The sequence below is a fragment of the Arthrobacter sp. genome (assembly GCF_031988865.1).
Taxonomy (GTDB): Bacteria; Actinomycetota; Actinomycetes; order Actinomycetales; family Micrococcaceae; genus Arthrobacter_B.
Genome location: NZ_DALZXY010000007.1, coordinates 51,935 through 69,823, shown reverse-complemented (window position 1 = coordinate 69,823; position 17,889 = coordinate 51,935). Strand labels below are relative to the sequence as shown.

The 17,889-nt window shown below is 64.6% G+C and carries 17 protein-coding genes and 1 tRNA gene; 6 read left to right on the top strand and 12 right to left on the bottom strand.

The features are described from left to right. From RTN46_RS02650 to mca, 3 genes are all read right to left on the bottom strand, one after another. Window positions 1–1,193 (bottom strand): DUF255 domain-containing protein (locus tag RTN46_RS02650; RefSeq protein WP_312178870.1); only part of this gene is annotated, 1,193 nt, incomplete at its 3' end. 5 nt (window positions 1,194–1,198) lie between these two features. Next, entirely contained in the window at window positions 1,199–1,579 is a 381-nt protein-coding gene (locus tag RTN46_RS02645) for a hypothetical protein (protein WP_312178869.1), read from the bottom strand. Window positions 1,580–1,631: 52 nt separating this feature from the next. Then, complete coding sequence (gene mca, locus RTN46_RS02640; RefSeq protein ID WP_312178868.1) at window positions 1,632–2,543, bottom strand: mycothiol conjugate amidase Mca; 912 nt, start codon at window positions 2,541–2,543, stop codon at window positions 1,632–1,634. A gap of 59 nt (window positions 2,544–2,602) precedes the next feature. On the opposite strand from mca, the gene RTN46_RS02635 reads away from it, so the two are divergent. Beyond that, window positions 2,603–3,070 carry a DUF4307 domain-containing protein gene (locus RTN46_RS02635; RefSeq protein WP_312178867.1) on the top strand — a complete coding sequence of 156 codons (468 nt, stop codon included), beginning with the start codon at window positions 2,603–2,605 and terminating at the stop codon, window positions 3,068–3,070. A 236-nt stretch (window positions 3,071–3,306) separates the two neighbouring features. Next, window positions 3,307–3,798, top strand: coding sequence for a transcription elongation factor GreA (greA, locus tag RTN46_RS02630; RefSeq protein WP_312178866.1), 492 nt, complete (start codon window positions 3,307–3,309; stop codon window positions 3,796–3,798). A gap of 31 nt (window positions 3,799–3,829) precedes the next feature. On the opposite strand, the gene RTN46_RS02625 is transcribed toward greA, so the two are convergent. The 6 genes from RTN46_RS02625 to RTN46_RS02600 form a co-directional block, all read right to left on the bottom strand. After that, window positions 3,830–4,447 (bottom strand): rhomboid family intramembrane serine protease, encoded by a 618-nt coding sequence (locus RTN46_RS02625; protein ID WP_312178865.1) that lies wholly within the window; start codon window positions 4,445–4,447, stop codon window positions 3,830–3,832. A 3-nt stretch (window positions 4,448–4,450) separates the two neighbouring features. Beyond that, window positions 4,451–5,692, bottom strand: coding sequence for a threonine ammonia-lyase (gene ilvA, locus RTN46_RS02620; RefSeq protein ID WP_312178864.1), 1,242 nt, complete (start codon window positions 5,690–5,692; stop codon window positions 4,451–4,453). Beyond that, window positions 5,689–6,966, bottom strand: coding sequence for an AI-2E family transporter (locus RTN46_RS02615; RefSeq protein ID WP_312178863.1), 1,278 nt, complete (start codon window positions 6,964–6,966; stop codon window positions 5,689–5,691). Before RTN46_RS02615 ends, ilvA begins: the two co-directional genes overlap by 4 nt. A 57-nt stretch (window positions 6,967–7,023) precedes the next feature. After that, complete coding sequence (locus RTN46_RS02610; protein WP_312178862.1) at window positions 7,024–7,950, bottom strand: aldose 1-epimerase family protein; 927 nt, start codon at window positions 7,948–7,950, stop codon at window positions 7,024–7,026. Window positions 7,951–8,085: 135 nt separating this feature from the next. Continuing rightward, window positions 8,086–8,805, bottom strand: a complete 720-nt coding sequence (locus tag RTN46_RS02605; protein WP_312178861.1) for a GAF and ANTAR domain-containing protein — start codon at window positions 8,803–8,805, stop codon at window positions 8,086–8,088. Between the two features lie 139 nt (window positions 8,806–8,944). Further along, on the bottom strand, window positions 8,945–9,793 hold the full coding sequence (locus RTN46_RS02600) for a Bax inhibitor-1/YccA family protein (protein WP_312178860.1): 849 nt from the start codon (window positions 9,791–9,793) through the stop codon (window positions 8,945–8,947). 360 nt (window positions 9,794–10,153) lie between these two features. On the opposite strand from RTN46_RS02600, the gene RTN46_RS02595 reads away from it, so the two are divergent. The 4 genes from RTN46_RS02595 to RTN46_RS02580 all read left to right on the top strand — a co-directional run bounded on the left by RTN46_RS02595 (window position 10,154) and on the right by RTN46_RS02580 (window position 14,292). Beyond that, entirely contained in the window at window positions 10,154–11,488 is a 1,335-nt protein-coding gene (locus tag RTN46_RS02595) for a branched-chain amino acid ABC transporter permease (RefSeq protein WP_312178880.1), read from the top strand. A gap of 10 nt (window positions 11,489–11,498) precedes the next feature. Next, a complete protein-coding gene (locus RTN46_RS02590; protein ID WP_312178859.1) occupies window positions 11,499–12,479 on the top strand; it encodes a branched-chain amino acid ABC transporter permease in 981 nt (326 codons plus the stop codon). A 125-nt stretch (window positions 12,480–12,604) separates the two neighbouring features. Beyond that, complete coding sequence (locus RTN46_RS02585) at window positions 12,605–13,549, top strand: ABC transporter ATP-binding protein (RefSeq protein WP_312178879.1); 945 nt, start codon at window positions 12,605–12,607, stop codon at window positions 13,547–13,549. Further along, on the top strand, window positions 13,546–14,292 hold the full coding sequence (locus tag RTN46_RS02580) for an ABC transporter ATP-binding protein (protein ID WP_312178858.1): 747 nt from the start codon (window positions 13,546–13,548) through the stop codon (window positions 14,290–14,292). Before RTN46_RS02585 ends, RTN46_RS02580 begins: the two co-directional genes overlap by 4 nt. Before the next feature lie 284 nt (window positions 14,293–14,576). On the opposite strand, the gene RTN46_RS02575 is transcribed toward RTN46_RS02580, so the two are convergent. The 3 genes from RTN46_RS02575 to RTN46_RS02565 form a co-directional block, all read right to left on the bottom strand. Then, window positions 14,577–15,971 (bottom strand): ABC transporter substrate-binding protein, encoded by a 1,395-nt coding sequence (locus tag RTN46_RS02575; protein ID WP_312178857.1) that lies wholly within the window; start codon window positions 15,969–15,971, stop codon window positions 14,577–14,579. Between the two features lie 283 nt (window positions 15,972–16,254). Further along, window positions 16,255–16,327: transfer RNA gene (locus RTN46_RS02570), tRNA-Leu, on the bottom strand. Between the two features lie 163 nt (window positions 16,328–16,490). Next, a complete protein-coding gene (locus RTN46_RS02565; protein ID WP_312178856.1) occupies window positions 16,491–17,873 on the bottom strand; it encodes an FAD-dependent oxidoreductase in 1,383 nt (460 codons plus the stop codon). Between the last annotated feature and the right edge of the window lie 16 nt (window positions 17,874–17,889).

Below are 17,889 nucleotides of genomic sequence, written 5' to 3'. Positions count from 1 at the left end.
TCGGGAACACCGGCCAGGCGGAGGGTGCTGCCGGGCAGCCGGTGGGAGGCGCCGTCGTCGCTGTCCAGCTCCAGGAGGTCCAAGGCGGGGCTGGCCGCGCCCAGCGCATCCTCGAGCTCCGAACGGGTGAATACGTAGGTGGCGCCTTCCACCCTGCGGCCGTTGACCACGGTGTCTGCGTCCAGTGAGGAAGCGAAAGCGCCGCCTGGAAGCAGCATGCGCGAGGTCAGCCATTGGGCCGTCTCCCGCGTGATCCGCAGGGCGAGGCCGCGATGGTCCGGATCCCGTTCCGTCCGGGAGTAGTGCGCGTAGAGCCGAAGCAGCTGCGCGTTGTCATAGAGCATTTTTTCGAAGTGCGGCACCTGCCAGCGGCGGTCGACCGTATAACGCGCGAACCCGCCTTCGACCTGGTCGTAGAGTCCGCCCAGCGCCATTGCGGTCAGGGTGCGGGCGGCCAGCCCGGCAGCCGCGTGGGCGGTGGGGGCGCCGCTGTGGGCGTGCGCCAGTAGGAAGCGCAGCAAAGGCGACGGAGGGAATTTCGGCGCTCCCCCGAATCCGCCGAAGTCGGTGTCTTCACTCTCGGACAGGGTCACGACGGCGGCGCTCAGGGAGTCGGCTGCCCAGCCCCCCGTGTCGGGCGTCCCTGGAACGGTGTCCCCGACGAGTGGTCCCAGCAGGTGCCGGTTGGCGAGCTGCCCGGCGGCCAGGTGCGCGGCGATCTGGGCGGCGCTCTGCTCGACCTCGCTCCGGCGCTGTGTCCAGGCCGAAAGGACGGCGTCGAGCACCTGCCGGAAGGAAGGCGTGCCCTGCAGCGGCTGCGGCGGAAAGTAGGTGCCGGCGTAGAAGGTGCGGCCGTCCGGAAGGGTGAAGACGCTCATGGGCCACCCGCCCTGCCCGGTGAGCGCCTGGGTGGCCGCCATGTACGCCGAGTCGACGTCGGGCCGTTCCTCCCGGTCCACCTTGATGCTGACAAAGTTCTCGTTCAGCGTCTGGGCGAGATCCGCATGTTCGAAAGATTCGTGGGCCATAACGTGGCACCAGTGGCAGGCGGCATAGCCGATGGAGATAAAAACGGGTACGTCCCGGCGGCGGGCTTCGGCGAAAGCTTCATCGCCGAAGGGCCACCAATCAACCGGATTGTCGGCGTGCTGGCGGAGGTAGGCTGACGCTTGATCCCTCAGCCGCTCCGCCATGCGTTTTATCCGTCCGTGTCAGTTCCCGGGCGCGTGCCGGCAGCCTCGCGGCGTTCTCCGGCAGTCACCGCATCATCTACTTCGCCTGCGGGGGCCTCAGCCCCGTCACCGGCTGTGCCCGTGGCAGCAGCGGCCGGAGTTCCCGCCGCAGCTTCTGCAGCTGCAGCCTCTGCTGCCAGGGCTTCTGCGGCCTGGCCCCGGTACCGCACCCGGCGGATCCGCTTGACCATGTCACGGATCAGGAAAACGACGCAGATGGCCAGGAACAGGGTGGCCAGGAAGCCCAGCAGGCCCGGGGTGATGTCACCCTCTTCCAGGCCCGGCTTGAGGTCTCCCTCGATCGGAGCGGGGTTGACCGTCAGGTACACGCTGTACAGCAGGTTCACGAAATATCTCTCTCTTGGCAGAAGGCGGTGCCAGCGGCACCGGATCTACCCACTATCTTATGCCAGCGAAGAGGTCGGTCTCAGGAACGCTGGTGGGGATGCGGGATTCGATCAGCGAATAGTCTTCCCACGGCCACACCTGGCTCTGCATCTCCGTGCTCACGGCGAAGAAGAACCCGTCGGGGTCCACCTGGGTGCGGTGCGCTTTCAAGGCGGCGTCGCGCGCCGGGAAAAACTGTCCGCACTCGACCTGGGTGGTGGTCGGGTGCAGCGGTGGCGGCGGCTGGTTGCCTTCGCTGTCCGTCTCCAGCCAGGCTGCCAGCCGTTCAGCATACGGGGAGTCCAGCCCGGAGGAGATCAGGGCATCATGCAGGGCGCGGAACCGTTCGGGGTTGAACCCGCGGTCGTAATAGAGCTTCAGCGGCTCCCAGGCTGCGCCGGTTCCGGGGTAGGCATCCGGATCTGCTGCGGCGTGGAAGGCTTCGACGCTCACCCGGTGGGCCATGATGTGGTCGGGGTGCGGATAGCCGCCGTTTTCGTCGTAGCTGATGATCACGTGCGGGCGGAACTCGCGCACAAGCTTCACCAGCGGCGCCGCAGCGGTCTGCAGCGGACGGAGCGCAAAGCAGCCGGCCGGCAGCTCGGGCAGCGGATCGCCTTCGGGCAATCCGGAATCCATGAACCCAAGCCAGCGGTGCTCGATGCCCAAGGCCGCCTGTGACGCTGCCATTTCGCTGCGCCTAAGCCCCGCCAGGTCACGCTTGGCGGCCGGTTCGTCCGCTGCGCCGGGATTGAGCACGTCACCGCGCTCACCTCCGGTGCAGGTAGCAACCATGACTTTCACCCCGGCGGCAGCGTAGGACGCCATGGTGGCGGCACCCTTGCTGGCCTCATCGTCCGGGTGGGCGTGGACTGCCAGAAGGCGAAGTTCGCCGTCGGGGGCGGAACTCGGTTGAGTGGGCAACGCGGTACTCCTGACGGTCGGCGGAATACGCCGACAAGAATGTTCGGTAAAATGAAACGGTGAGCACTGAGGAAGGTATTGCTGGTCAGCCGGTTCCCGAGCGCCCCGCGGACGATCTGTCATCCACGACAAGATTAGCCAATCGCTACGGCGCCCCCAAGCCCGGCCTCGGCCGGCGCCCCAAAATCGTCCTCGCCGCCGTTGGCGTCGCGGCAGCTGTCGGCGTCGTGGCCTACATGGCGATCCCTTCCGGATCGGAGACTGTCTCTTCGAAGGATGTTGGCTTCGCGATTCCGGATGCCGCCACCGCTGTGGTGGACTTCAACGTCACCAAGCCCGCCGACGCCACTGTCGACTGCGCCGTCCAGGTGCTCAACGACAGCTACGCCGTGGTCGGTTGGAAGACCGTCAGGATTGGCCCGTCGGAGAGTGCCACCGTCGCCCAGCGCACCAACCTGCGCACCGATTCCCTCGGCGTCACCGGCGGGGTCAACGCGTGCTGGCTGGTCGAAGGCGGCCAACCCTAGCCGGAGGGCACAATTAGCCGGAGAGCGAAACCCGCGCCGATGTCTTGGGTTTGGCCGTCAGCCTGACTAGTATGGAGGCTACGTAACGCCCCGCCCAGGTGACTGCCGGAACACCAGCCAGAGCAACCGGTCACCGTCCGGCGGGGTCTTTGCATGTCAGGCCATCCCGGCCGCACAGCAATTTCAGCCCAGCCGAATCTGTTCCGTGGATTCGGATGTCATATAAGGAGAGACCCGTGTCTACCAACAGCGCATCTGTCGCCTGGCTAACGCAGGAGTCTTACGACCGCCTCAAGGCGGAACTGGACCACCTGTCCGGCCCCGGCCGGACCGAAATCGTTGCCCGCATCGAGCAGGCACGGTCCGAAGGCGATTTGAAGGAGAACGGCGGCTACCACGCTGCCAAGGAGGAACAGGGCAAGGCAGAGGCCCGCATCCGCCAGCTGACTCAGCTCCTTCGCGATGCGCAGGTCGGCGAGGCACCGGCTGACGACGGCGTCGTGGAACCCGGCATGCTGGTCGAGGCCAAGATCGCAGGGGATCTGGAGCGCTTCCTGCTCGGCAGCCGTGAGATCGCCGGGGACAGCGACATCGATGTCTACAGCGAGAAGTCCCCGCTGGGCGCTGCCATCTCCGGTCTGAAGACTGGTGAGACCACGGTCTACACCGCACCCAACGGCAAGAGCATTTCGGTCGAGATCGTCTCGGCAAAGCCTTACTCCGGCTAGTTTTACCACCGCCGGGTTGCAGCGGGTCCGCCTACGGGCGGGCCCGTTTCTGCATCCGGGGGCGTTTCTGCGCCGCGGTTCCGGCCTGCGCCCCGGCCTCCCCGCGCCGGCGCAGCGCAATTGCTGCCACAACTCCCCCGGCTGCCCCAAAGAGGTGCGACTGCCAGGAAATACCGGCGGCGGTGGGCAGGATTCCCCACAGCAGTGATCCGTAGATCAGGAACAGGACTCCCCCGATGAGGATCTGCATCAAGTCTCGGTTGTAGAAGCCCCGCACCATCAGGTACGCGAACAGTCCGAAAACCACGCCGGAGATCCCGATCGTCAGACCGCCGCCGAACAGCCAGACTCCGATCCCCGATACCAGCCAGCAGATCCCTGCGACGGCCGCGAACCGGCGCACGCCTTCCAAAAGCACCAGGAACGCGAATGCCAGCAACGGCAGGCTGTTGGAGAGAAGGTGCCCGGCTCCGGCATGCAGCAGCGGCGCGAACAGGATTCCGTCCAGTCCCTCCAGCTGCCGGGGAATGATGCCCAGCTCAGGCAGCAGCGCAGCCTGGAATGGGATGGTGAGGAAAAAGACCAGCCAGATGATCCCCGTAAAACCGGCAGAGATGAGCAGCGCGCTCTTCGCTCGCTGGGCCAGCATCGGCTAGCCGTGCAGTACTACGGGATGGAAGCCTTCGGCCCGCAGGTTCTGCAGCACCTTTTCCCCGTGCTCGTGGCCCTTGGTCTCCATGTTGATGGTGATAGCGACATCTCCCATGCTGATCGATCCTCCAACCCTGGTGTGGTCAACGCCGGTGACGTTGGCATCGGATTCAGCGATGATCCGCGAAATCGTTGCCAGCGAACCGGGACGGTCATCCAGCAGTATCCGCACCACGAGGTACCGTCCGGCGGCTGCAAGGCCGCGCTGGATAACCTTCAGCATAAGCATCGGATCGACGTTTCCGCCCGAGAGGATCACCGCTGTGTTCCCCGGGTTCTTGATTTTCCCCTCCATGATGGCAGCGACCCCCACCGCCCCGGCGGGTTCGACGACGAGCTTGGCGCGTTCGAGCAGGAAGATCAGGGCCCGTGCCAGCGCGTCTTCACTGACGGTGACGACGTCGTCAACGAGTTCACGGATGATCGAGAACGGAAGCTGGCCCGGCCGGCCCACGGCAATGCCGTCGGCCATGGTTGAAACCTTGCTCAGCGGCACCAGGGCGTCGGCTGCCAGCGACGGCGGGTAGGCTGCGGCATTCTCCGCCTGGACGCCGATGATCTTGACCTCGCGTCCCAGTTCCCGTGCCCGGGCCTTGATGGCGACGGCGACGCCGGCCAGCAGCCCGCCTCCGCCAACACCCATCAGCACGGTATCGAGGGTGGGAATCTGGTCTAACAGTTCCAGGCCAATCGTTCCCTGCCCGGCCACGATATCCACGTTGTCGAATGGGTGGACGAAGACGGCCCCAGTCTCGTCCGCGTAGCGCTGCGCCTCGGCCAGCGCCTCATCAACGTTGTGGCCGTGAAGCACCACTTCGGCGCCGTGGCCCTGGGTGGCAGCCAGCTTCGGCAGGGCTACGCCCAGGGGCATAAAGATCCGGGCTTTGATGCCCAGCCGTGCCGCGGCCACGGCCACACCCTGGGCATGGTTGCCGGCGGAGGCCGCCACTACACCCTTGGACTTCTCCTCGTCGCTCAGTTTGGCCATGCGGACGTAGGCGCCGCGCACCTTGAAGGAGCCGGCGCGCTGCAGGTTCTCGCACTTGAGGTAGACCTCGGAGCCGGTGATCCTGCCGAGCGCCCTGGACTGTTCGATCGGGGTGGTCGCAATAACACCGTCCAGCAGCTTGGCTGCGGCCTGGACGTCGTCGAGTGTTACGGGCAGCTGGGGGAAATCGGTCAACGTTGGTTCTCTTCTTCGTTAGCTGTGGGTTCTTCTGTTGTGGTCCTGCTGACGGCGCGGGAGTCCTCCGGACCATCGGCCTCGGCCTCGGCCTCCCCAGCGTCCGGCGGCGAGGTCCCCGGCGGACCGAAAACGCTGTCCCGTGTCAGCAGCGGGTCCTGCTCCCAGCGGCGGGCAGCGATATACCGGACAATCGCGTTGAAGATGGCCATGACCGGTACGGCGAAGAGCGCGCCGGGGATCCCGGCAACCAGGGTGCCTCCGGTGACCCCCAGGATCACGGCGAGCGGGTGCAGGGACACGGCCCGGCCCATGATCAGCGGCTGCAGGATGTGGGATTCGATTTGCTGGACAACCAGGACGATTCCCAGCATGATCACGCCGTTGACCCAGCCGTTGGCTACCAGCGCCAGGAGGACTGCGATCGACCCGGAGACAAAGGCACCAATAAGCGGGATGAAGGAGCCCAGGAAAACCAGGACGGAGAGCGGCAGCGCCAGTGGCACGCCGATAATCGCTGCGCCCACGCCAATGCCGACGGCATCGATAAAGGCCACCAGCAGCTGCACGCGGACATAGTTGGTCATGGACTCCCAGCCGCGGATCCCGGCGCCGTAGGCAGCGGCCTGGGCACGGCGCGGCATGAGTCCGGCCAGGAACCGCCAGATACGGCGGCCATCGAGCAGGAAGAACACCAGGGCGAAGAGCGTAAGCAGCATTCCGGCGGCGAAGTGGCCGGCACTGCTGCCGACGCTGAGTGCTCCGGAGAGGATGTTCGCCGAGTTGGCTTGGAGCGCCGACGTGGCTTCGCCGAGCAGGCTGTCAATCTGCCCTGACGTGATCTGGAACGGTCCGGCCACCAGCCAGTCCTTGACCTGCTCGAAACCGGTGAGTACCTCGTCCCAGAGATCCCGGAAGCCTAGGGCAAGCTGCCGGCCGACCAGGGTGAGGGCCGCGACGATTAATCCGAGGAAGGAGACGATGGTGACTGCCACAGCCAATCCGGACGGCACCTTGTTGCGCCGCAGCCAGGAGCTGATTGGCGACAGCAGTCCGGCCAGGAGGGCAGCGACCATCAGCGGAATGAGCAGCAGGGAGAAGTGGCCGAGGACCCAGACCAGGCCGGCACCGACGATCAGGACAACGCCAAGCCGCCAGGCCCAGGAGGCACTCACGCGCAGGGCATACGGAACGTCGTCTCCGGCGCGGCTGGAGCGCACCGCTGCGGCCTGAACGGCCTTGGGTGCGGCAACCTGTCGTGCATGGGGTCTCATGGGGTCATCTTTCCATATTTATATGGACAGTCCCTGACCTTTACGCGTCTGGGTCTTTCACAGGTCAGCCTGGATTCCCCACTCGGCGCTGAACACCGCACCGGGCTCCAGCCACTGCAGGCCCTCCCCCGAATTCAGCGCATTGGCGGGCGCCGTCATGGGTTCCAGGGCCACAGCGCAGTCCCGTCCCGGGAACTTGTCCGTGACGAACACGTGCACGAACCCAAAAGCAGCGTCAGACCACAGCTGTACCGACCGGCCGTCGGCGGCGGAGAGCAGGTGCCGGTGCCTGCCGCCGCGTTCGGTGAGGCCGGTGTACGCGGCATCGAGTGCAAGGGAACCGACCCGCCTGCCTTCGCGCAGGTCGCCGTCGCCGTTCACTGGAATCCGCCCGTTAGGAATCATCATTTCGTCCGTGGTGAGGCTGGACGCCGCCTCTACCCGGAGCGTCAGCTCCTCGGTGGGAACCTCCCCCAGGCGGAGGAAGGGATGGGCGCCGAGGGCGAAGGGCGCCCGCGCACCGGAAAGGTTGGACAGGGACTGGCGGACCCTGAGCCCGCCGTCCTCGTCGAGGCTGTAGCGGACCTCATGGACCAGGTGGAACGGGTAGCCGTGCTGGGGATAGATGTCCGCCGCCAGCCGGACGGAGTCGGGAGCTGTCTCCACCGCTGCGTATCCGGTGTTCCGGAGCAGTCCGTGAATCGCGTTGCCGAGGGCCGGTTCGGTGATATCAAGCTGCTGTTCGCGCCCGTCCAGCAGCCAGCGCCCGCCGGCAACCCGGTTCGGCCACGGGGCCAGCAGGATTCCGGCCGCCGACGGCGGGATGGCCTCGTCGGAGTAGGTTTCCACCAGCGCCGTCCCACCGACGGTATAGCTGCGGAGCGCCCCCGCGAGGGAGGCCACGACGGCGGCGGCCCGGCCACGGGTAAGCCGGTACTGCTCGCCGGTGGCAGGCTGGATGGGGGCACTGTTCCCGGATGTCATGGTCCCAGCCTAGACCCGGCTGCCCTGCTCCAGGCAGATGCAGGCAGGTCCAGCCGGGCTGGTCCAGCCGGGCAGAAGCCGGACCAGACAGATGCGGGCCGGGCCGGCCGGGCGGGATGGATCTGCGGGAGGAAGCTATTCCTCGAAGTGCGTGCTTACCCTTTCGCTGACGGCGGCGACCACTCCTGCGGCGACATTCCGGATTTTGATGTTGCGCGTGTTGGAAACGCTGCGCAGGATCTCGACGGCGGCCTGCTGGCTGCAGGCGTTCTGTCCCATAATGATGCCGACGGCGAGGTCTACGACCGTTCGTGACTCCAGGGCCGCCTGCAGGTTCCGTGCACGGTGCAGATGGGCGTCGATCCGCAGGGCAAGACGCAGGGTCCGCGAGGCTTCTCCGGCCAGTATCTCGACGGTTCGAAGCAGCTCGGGGCGGAAGTGGTGCGGGCGCGGAGAATAGGCGCAGAGCACTCCCGCAGCTGTCCCTTCCAGCATCAGGGGAACGGCTGCCATGGAGCGCAGGCCTTCAACAGCGGCCAGTCCAGGGAAACCGTTCCAACGGCTTTCGGACCAGGCGTCCGTGACCACAACGGCCCGGCTGTCAGCCAGTACCGCGGACCCTGGTCCACCATTCCCGAAAGCAGCCTTGGACATCCGGGCCGATTGCTCATCGCTATCCGCGGTGACCCTGGCCCGCCGGGCCCTCTCGATCACCAGGGAGCACCCGCGGACCTCGCCGTCGCCCAAAACATTGGCGGCCAGGACTGCTATCTCGGACAGGCAGGCTTCCAGTTCCTCCGCGCTAAGCAGCACCTCCTGGAAAGCGGCGGCGTGTTCAGTCAGCTGCTCGGCCACGGTTCCCCCCTCGGTCAGTGGACCCCGATGGTACGGGCACCCGCCGCCCGGCAGAAGCGTAATTCCGGTTAAACGACCGCGGGACCGCAGCTTGGCAGCTGCGGTCCCGCGGTTCCTGCCCCAGTGGGGCGGGAGAAAGTTAGTCGCTTCCGCGCAGGATCGCGAGGATGCGGATGATCTCAACGTAGAGCCAAACCAGCGTAACCGTCAGGCCAAAGGCTGCCGTCCAGGAGTAACGCTGCGGGGCGCCGGCCTTGACGCCCTGCTCGATGGAGGTGAAGTCCATAATCAAGGAGAAAGCAGCGAGGCCAACAGCCAGCAGGCCGATGATGATGCCGAGCGGAATGCCTGCGATTTCTACGCCGCGCACGCCCCAAGGGTCGTCCACCACACCGAAAATCATCAGGCCAACGTTTACGAGCGAGAACACGGCATAGCCGATCATCGCGATCATAAAGAAGCGCATGGCCTTGGGCGTGGCACGGACCTTGCCGCTCTTGAACAGCACCAGGGTCACGGCGAAGACGGCGAGGGTGCCGAGCACGGCCTGCAGGCCGATTCCCGGGTACATGGCGTTGAGGACCTGGGTCAGGGCGCCAAGGAACATACCTTCAAGGAGCGCATAGCCCAGGATCAGTGCCGGAACCGGCTCCCGCTTGAAGGAGTTGACCAGGCCCAGGACGAACCCGCCCAGGGCACCGACGACCATCAGCAGGCCAGCAGCGCCGGGGAGGACGAACACCGGGATGGCAGCACCAAGGAGGACAACCGCCAAGCAGCCCAGCGTCTTCATGATGACGTCGTCGTACGTCATCCGGCCGGTCTGGCCCGGTCCGGCCGAAGGTGCGGCGTACAGGTCCTGGAGCTGCTGCGGGCTCATCGGTTCCTGCCCTGCATACTGCCCGTTGGCCGGTACTGTGACTGCTCCGCCACGGGTTTGGGAACGGAAATTCTTTCCGTTGAAAACCGGGTTACCGCCTTGTGCCATGAAAATGTCCTCCATCTGGGGGGCTTGGGTACAAATGAGCCTATCAATGAGAACGTGCGGGGACTCAGGATGATTCCGGGCACCAGCCAATCGGTTGATAACGGTTTGGCAGCAATGGGTCCGCATCCCTCCGCTGACTCCCATAATGAAGCACCCAGCGGAGTCGTTACATGATCGCTACAAAAGCACACTTGTTCTATCGCCCTACTGAAACATCCGCCGGGTAGCATGATCAGCATTCGTGACTTGCATCACATTTGTCACACATTAAGTTCGCCGAAAACCGGCGGACTAATACCCCGGCGGAGGTTACTCACTTTGGGACGAATATCGGCACTAGCCCGGTATCTGGGGACGCTTATGGCGGTGGCCGGCATATTTGCCGGCCTGCTGCTCAGCGCCCCGGCCGTGCATGCAATGACAGCTACACCCCAGGCAACGGAAACCCCCGCGCCGGAGACAAGCACCGCACCAACAGAAACCTCCGGCGGCGGCGGCGCTGTCACGGACGGGGCCGAGTACACAGACCGGATCAGCGGTGTCCTGCGGAACGCAGGCGCCCCGGTCGCCGGGGTCACGATCAAGGCGAGCGCCAACGGCTACACCGCCGAGACGAAAACAGCGGAGAACGGTTCCTGGTCCATAGGGGTCCCCGAACAGGGGGCGTTCGAAGTGGAACTGGATGAATCCACTCTTCCTGACGGCGTAAGTCTCGCCGAAAACCAGGAGAACCCCCGGACAGTGACGTTCGCGGGAACCTCCAATATCACCACTCTTTTCCTTCTGGGCGAGGGCATCGTCCTGCAACAGGACAGTTTCGGCACCAAGCTCGTGGAGCGGGCCGTCGCCGGACTCAGTTTCGGCCTGCTGCTGGCGCTCAGCGCCGTCGGGCTCTCGCTCATCTTCGGCACCACGGGGCTCACGAACTTTGCCCACGGTGAGATGGTGACCTTTGGAGCTGTGCTGGCCTTTGGCTTCTCGGCCGCTGGGCTCCCGCTGTGGCTGGCACTGCTACTCGCGGTGATCGCCGGGGCTGGACTGGGCTACGTGCAGGACGCCGGGCTGTGGAAACCGCTGCGCCTGCGCGGCACCGGGTTGGTCCCGATGATGATTGTCAGCATCGGCCTGGCACTGGCCCTGCGCTACACCATCCTCTTCTTCTTCGGCGGGGCGACCCAGCAGCTGCCGGATTCCCAGAGTCCGATGCTAGAACTGGGGCCCGTGTCCATTTCGCGGAACAACCTGGTGTCACTGGGCGTATCCCTGGCGGTCATCCTTGTGGTCGCTGCGCTGCTGCTGCGAACCCGGATCGGCAAAGCGACCCGGGCCGTCGCCGACAACCCGCCGCTGGCGGCTGCCTCCGGCATCGACGTCGACCGCGTCATCCGCATCGTCTGGATGGCCGGTGGAGCACTGGCCGCACTCGGCGGCATCCTCTGGGCGTACTACCGCCCCGGTGTCTCCTTCAACATGGGTCAGCAGATCCTCCTGCTTATCTTTGCCTCCGTCACGCTCGGCGGCCTCGGAACCGTCTTCGGCGCATTGATCGGTTCCATCATCGTGGGACTCTTCGTGGAGATCTCCACGCTCTGGCTCGACGCGGACCTCAAATACGTCGGCGCACTGCTCATCATGATTCTCGTCCTCCTGGTCCGGCCGCAGGGCATCCTCGGCCGCCGAGAGCGCATAGGTTAGGGGCTTCGATATGGACTTCGGAAACATACTGTTGGGCGCAATCAGCGAATTGTTCACACCCACCACGGCTGCCTACGCGCTGGCTGCACTGGGCCTCGCCGTGCACTTCGGCTACACCGGGCTGCTGAACTTCGGCCAGGCCGGCTTTATGGCAATCGGTGCCTACGGCTTCGCCATTCCCACCCTGAGCTTCAATGCCCCGCTTCCGGTGGCGCTGCTCATCGCAATGTTGGCATCCGTGGCGTTCGCCGTGATCCTTGGCCTGCCAACCCTGCGGCTGCGGGCCGATTACCTGGCCATCGTGACGATCGCCGCCGCGGAGATCGTCCGCTATATCGTCACCACCAACGGCCTGACGGAAGTAACCGGTTCAGCCAACGGACTCGCGGCATTCGAGGGTGGCTTCTATGCGCTGAACCCCTTTGGTCCGGGGGTGTACACGCTCGGACCGTTCAGCCTCAGCGAACGCGATCTCTGGATCCGCGTTGTCGCCTGGGGCATCGTCGCGCTGGGCTGCCTCGTGGTCTGGCTGCTGGTCCGCAGCCCCTGGGGCCGTGTGGTCAAGGGCATCCGTGAGGATGAGAACGCTGTCCGCTCGCTCGGCAAGAACGTGTATGCCTACAAGATGCAGGCACTGATCATCGGCGGCCTGCTCGGCTCACTGGCCGGGATCATCTTCACCCTCCCCCGCGGCGCCGTGCAGCCTGCGAACTACGGCACCGAGCTGACATTCTTCCTCTATACGGCCCTGCTGCTGGGTGGAATGTCCACGGTCCTCGGGCCGGTCATCGGTGCCATGATTTTCTGGGCCGTCCTTTCCCTCACCCAGGGCCTGCTTTACGGTGCCATCGAGTCCGGGTTTATCACTTTCCTGACCACTACCCAGGCCGGCCAGCTTCGTTACATCCTTGTAGGTGTGGCCCTGATGCTGCTGATGATCTTCCGGCCGCAGGGCGTGCTGGGCAATAAGAAGGAGCTGTCATTCGCATGAGTCATGAAGCACAGAGCCCACAGCCAAAACGCCGCCCCGGCGCGCACGCGGCCGTCCCGGCCGAAAACCAGGAGCCGGAGCCCGAGGTTTCCAGCCAGGAAGAAAGCTGGGCCGGCAACCAGTACATGACGGACACCAGTCCGATTGCCGCGGATACCGTGGCACCGGGATGCAGGAAGCGGGATCCGATCCTGGTCGCGTCGAATGTGACCCGCACCTACGGCGGCATTCACGCCGTCGACGTCGAGCACGTGGAGATCCCACGCCACAAGATCACCGCACTGATCGGCCCCAACGGCGCAGGCAAAACGACCCTCTTCAACCTGCTGACCGGGTTCGATACCCCGCAGTCCGGACAGTGGAAGTTCGAGGACCGGGACCTGGCCGGCGTCTCTGCCTTCAAGGTGGCGCGCCTGGGCATGGTGCGCACTTTCCAGCTGACCAAGGTAATGGGCAAGCTGACGGTGCTGGAGAACATGCGTCTTGGCGCCAATAAGCAGCCCGGTGAGGCGCTGCACCGGGCGCTGTTCCGGCCCCTGTGGAGGGGACGTGAAGAGGAAATCACCAGCCAGGCCGACCGTTTACTCTCCAAGTTCAAGCTGGACACCAAACGCAGCGACTACGCGGCGTCGCTGTCCGGCGGCCAGCGCAAGCTGCTGGAGATGGCGCGGGCACTTATGGTCAATCCGAAACTGGTGATGCTCGACGAGCCGATGGCCGGCGTGAATCCTGCACTGACCCAGTCGCTGCTGGATCACATCAAGAACCTGAAGGCCGAAGGCATGAGCGTCCTGTTCGTGGAACATGACATGCATATGGTCCGCCACATCGCCGACTGGGTAATCGTGATGGCCGAAGGCAAGGTGGTTGCCGAAGGCCCGCCCGCCGACGTCATGAAGGACCAGGCGGTGATCGATGCGTATCTGGGCGCCCATCATGACGTCGACCTCGGTGATTCCGAAGGCTTCGAGAAACTCGAAGCGGTGCTGGAACGCGACCCCGACTCGGATATCCGGCCCGAAGACGATCTGTCCACTCCCACGATCGAAGAACGTAAGGACATGGCATGAGTGCGGAGAACTTTGAGGGCGACTCGGTCGTCAAGGTCACGGACCTGGTGGCCGGATACATTCCCGGGGTCAATATCCTCAACGGATGTTCGATCGAAGCCCGCCGAGGTGAACTGATCGGCATCATCGGGCCGAACGGTGCCGGCAAGTCCACGCTCCTGAAGGCAATGTTCGGGCTGGTGAAGGTGCACTCAGGCACCGTGATGGTGCGCGGCCAGGACCTCACCGGGCTGAAGGCCAACAAGCTCGTCACGAGGGGCGTTGGTTTTGTGCCGCAGAACAACAACGTGTTCGCCTCGCTAACCATCGAAGAGAACCTGCAGATGGGGCTGTACCAGCAGCCGAAGAATTTCAGGGAACGCTTCGAGTTCGTCGCCGACCTGTTTCCGGAGCTGAAGAAGCGGCGGAGCCAGCGGGCAGGGTCGCTCTCCGGCGGTGAACGGCAGATGGTGGCGATGGGCCGCGCGCTGATGATGGAACCGGCAGTGCTCCTCCTTGACGAGCCCTCCGCCGGCCTGTCACCGGTGAAGCAGGATGAAACCTTCCTTCGGGTCCACGAAATCAACCGCGCGGGTGTCTCGGTGATCATGGTGGAACAAAACGCGCGCCGCTGCCTGCAGATCTGCGACCGCGCCTACGTCCTGGACCAGGGCAAGGACGCCTACACCGGCACCGGGCGGGAACTGATGAAGGATCCCAAGGTCATCCAGCTCTACCTCGGAACCTTGGCCGAAACGGCCTGAGCCGGCCTGTGCCTGCCTGAGCCTGCCTGAGCCGGGCGGGGTCAGGGCCGGGCAGCACCTGGGCCGGGATCCGGCCCAGGTGCCGCAGAAGTGCCGGTAGCGCCCGTACTGCCCGTACTGCCCGTAGTGCCCATAGTGCCCGCCGGGAATCTGAAGGCTTCCGGCGGGCACTACTTTGCGTCGACGCGTAACCCGGGGCGGGAAGCTCGGCACACGCATAACAGAGCAGGGCCTCCGCCGCGGCGGAAGCCCTGCTCTGTTACTTCAGATGAGAGTTAGCGCGGTTAGAGTTTGCCCACTTCCGAGCGGCTCGGGACCGGCTTGTTATCGGCGTCGAACTGGTAGATGCCGATGAATGCCTCGGTCGGGTCACCGTTCTCGTCGAAGCTCACCGGACCTGAGTAGCCGTCGTAATCGATGTCTCCGCCGCCGCGGAGGATCGTGACGCAGCTGGCGTAGTCGAAGCACTTTTCGCCGTCCTGTGAAACGCCCTGGAGTTCTGCGGCCATGGCCGCTCCATCGGTGCTGCCGGCAGCTTCAGCCGCCAGCGCCAACAGAGTCACGGCGTCGAAACTCTCACCCGCGTAGGACCAGTCCTTCAGCGACGGATCAATTTTCAGCAGCGCGTCCTTGAAGTTCTGCGAGGCAAACGGTCCCGGGATCGTGCCCTGTGCGCCTTCCAACGTGCCGGGCTCAAGGTCCGCACTGTAATCGGAGGTATTGCCGTCCACGAAGAAGAGCTGCGACGGGTCCACGCCCTTACCTGTGAGCAGCGGCGCGATGCTCTTGGCCTGGTCGAAGCTGATCACAACGATCGCATCCGGGTTGGCCCCGGTCACGGCGTCGACCTGGCTGCTGAACTGGGAGTCCCCCTCGTTGAACATTGCTTCTGAAACTACCTGGCCGCCGGCGGCCTCCACGGAGCTCTTGATGTTGGACTGCAGGCCGGTGCCGTAGGCATCGTTGAGAACAATCATGCCCACGGTCTGGGCGCCGCAGGACATGATGTAGTTGCCCAGGGTACGTCCCTGGAGAACATCGGAGGGCGCGGTGCGCCAGTACAGTCCGTTGTCATCCCAGGTGCTGAAATCGGGAGAGGTGTTGGCCGGAGAGAACTGGATGACACCCGCACCGGTGATCTGGTTGATCACGGTCTTGGAAACACCGGAGGACGCTGCGCCGATGATGGCGCTGACATCCTGGCCCAGCAGGTCCGTGACCGATTGGGTGGCGATGTCGGTGGTTGTGTCACCGGAGTCGCGGTGCACCACCTCAACCGGCTTACCCAACACGCCACCGGCTGCGTTGACTTCCTGGACGGCAAGATCAACACCGGCAATTTCCGGCGGGCCGAGGAAGGACAGTGCACCGGTGGTGGGCAGAAGCGTGCCGAGCTTCAGCGGAGTGTCCGTAGTTCCGGTGGAGGCCGGAACGGCTGCCGGGTCACCCTTTTCTCCGGGGTCTTCGCCAGTGCCGCCCTGGCTGGGCGGGCAGCTCAGTACCGAGCTGGCAGCCGATGACGATGATTCTTCAGACGGTGAGGATTCGGTTCCGGTATCCCCTCCGCCGGCACAGGCCGATGCGAACAGGGCGATACCCATGCCCAGTGCTGCAATCTTTGCTGCGCGGCCATACCCATCCCCAAGGCCAAGCGGCCCGGTATTGCGAAGTGCAGTCATGTACTTTTCTCCCCGATCGAAAGGCGGGTGCCTTTGACGCGATACCAGGTGTTCCTGGTGGAAGAAAAGCTAATGGAATATTCAGGCGAAGATAAGGGGTTCTGGTCACAGCCTTGTAACACTAATCACGACTGTGACGTCAATGTTGCATGATGACCAAGTATGTGCACTCATACCGGTCATTTTGTACCCCCAGACCGGGTTCGGACCGACAGCTAACGTCAGCTGCTCATGGTCCTTGGCTGGCCCGGAAACGCCAGGCTACGTCCATGCGGCATTCCGGTACCCCAGGTCGGACTCGAACCGACAACACGCGGATTTTAAGTCCGCTGCCTCTGCCATTGGGCTACTGGGGCCTGCCTGCTGGCCCGGCGCTTCGCTTGAAAACACGCCACAGCCCCACAGGCACTGACAAGCCTACTTGAGCCGCACCGGCCGCGGGAAACGCCTTAACCGCCAACGGCGGCCGCCGGAAGTTTCTCCGGTGGCCGCCGTCGGATGGCAGGAAAGCTCGGCAGGTTACTTGCCGGCAGGCTTCTTGGCCGGCGTTGCAGCCTCCACGAATGCCTTGCGCGGGTTCTTCAGGTGCAGCAGCTGCGTGAAGTCGCGGCCGAACCAGAAGTTGGCGGCCCAGCCGGAAACCACACGGAACTTACGCTCAAACATCGGCATGGCCATGCCGTGGTAGCCGCGGTGGGCCAGCCAGGCCGGGAAGCCCTTCATGCCGAAGCCCATGATGTTCGCGACACCCTTGCCCTGGCCCATACCGGCCACGGCACCGAGGTTCTTGTGGCGGTATTCCTGAACGGAACCCTGACCGTAGCGGGCAGCGAGCAGGTTCTTCGCGAGCTGCTTGGCCTGGCGGACGGCGTGCTGTGCGTTCGGTACGCAGAAACCGCCGACGCCGCCGCCGGTCAGGTCGGGAACGGCGGATACGTCGCCGGCAGCCCAGGCGCCTTCGAGGGGCCCGTCGTCGCCGGTGATCCGCAGTTCGGCGTTCGCGCGGACGCGGCCGCGGTCGTCAATCGGGAAGTCGGTGGCACGGACCATCGGGTTGGCCTGCACACCGGCAGTCCAGATCAGGGTGTCGGCTTCGAACTCGCCGGCAGAGGACTTGTCCGCCATGTTGATCAGCTTCAGCAGGCCGCCTTCGGCGCTGGCCAGGGAGGTGTTCAGCAGTACCTCGATACCGCGTTCACGCATGCTGGAAACGACCCATTCAGCCTGGTCGGGCTTGACCTCGGGCATAACGCGGCCCATGGCTTCGATCATGACAAAGCGGAGGTCTTCGCGCTTGAGGCGGTTGTTCTCACGTACGGCCGCGCGGGCCATGTCTTCGATTTCGGTGATGGTTTCAATGCCGGCAAAGCCGCCGCCGACGACGACGAAGGTCAGTGCGCGGGCGCGTTCTGCCTGGTCCGTCATCAGGGATGCGGTTTCGATGCGCTCAAGTACCTTGTTGCGCATCTCGACGGCTTCTTCGATGGTCTTCATGCCGATGCCGACCTCGGCCAGGCCCGGAATCGGGAACGTCCGGGTGACGGAGCCGGCGGAGAGGACGATGTCCCGGTAGCTGAGCTCAAACGGCTCGCTGCCGTCAGCCGGTTCCACCGTCGCAGTGTGAGCCGCGTGGTTGATTGCGATTACCTTGCCGGTGATCAGCTCGGAGTCCTTCAGGTGCATCCGGTGCGAGACAACGGCGTTGCGTGCATGGATGGTGCCGGCGGCGACCTCCGGAAGGAAAGGCTGGTAGGTCATGTACGGCAGCGGGTCCACTACCGTAACGATTCCACCGTTGGCCTTGACCTTCTTTTGGAGGTTCTTGGCTACGTACAAACCGACGTAGCCACCGCCAACCACCAGGACGCGGGGACGATCAGAAAATTGTGTATGCGATGCCATGGCACACATCTTACCC

Excerpts from the sequence above, each read along its gene's own strand:
- RTN46_RS02615 (WP_312178863.1), bottom strand. The coding sequence starts at position 6,966 with ATGAGACCCCATGCACGACAGGTTGCCGCACCCAAGGCCGTTCAGGCC.
- RTN46_RS02610 (WP_312178862.1), bottom strand. The coding sequence starts at position 7,950 with ATGACATCCGGGAACAGTGCCCCCATCCAGCCTGCCACCGGCGAGCAG.
- RTN46_RS02575 (WP_312178857.1), bottom strand. The coding sequence starts at position 15,971 with ATGACTGCACTTCGCAATACCGGGCCGCTTGGCCTTGGGGATGGGTAT.
- RTN46_RS02585 (WP_312178879.1), top strand. The coding sequence starts at position 12,605 with ATGACGGACACCAGTCCGATTGCCGCGGATACCGTGGCACCGGGATGC.
- RTN46_RS02590 (WP_312178859.1), top strand. The coding sequence starts at position 11,499 with ATGGACTTCGGAAACATACTGTTGGGCGCAATCAGCGAATTGTTCACA.
- RTN46_RS02565 (WP_312178856.1), bottom strand. The coding sequence starts at position 17,873 with ATGGCATCGCATACACAATTTTCTGATCGTCCCCGCGTCCTGGTGGTT.
- RTN46_RS02625 (WP_312178865.1), bottom strand. The coding sequence starts at position 4,447 with ATGCTGGCCCAGCGAGCGAAGAGCGCGCTGCTCATCTCTGCCGGTTTT.
- RTN46_RS02580 (WP_312178858.1), top strand. The coding sequence starts at position 13,546 with ATGAGTGCGGAGAACTTTGAGGGCGACTCGGTCGTCAAGGTCACGGAC.
- RTN46_RS02600 (WP_312178860.1), bottom strand. The coding sequence starts at position 9,793 with ATGGCACAAGGCGGTAACCCGGTTTTCAACGGAAAGAATTTCCGTTCC.
- RTN46_RS02595 (WP_312178880.1), top strand. The coding sequence starts at position 10,154 with ATGGCGGTGGCCGGCATATTTGCCGGCCTGCTGCTCAGCGCCCCGGCC.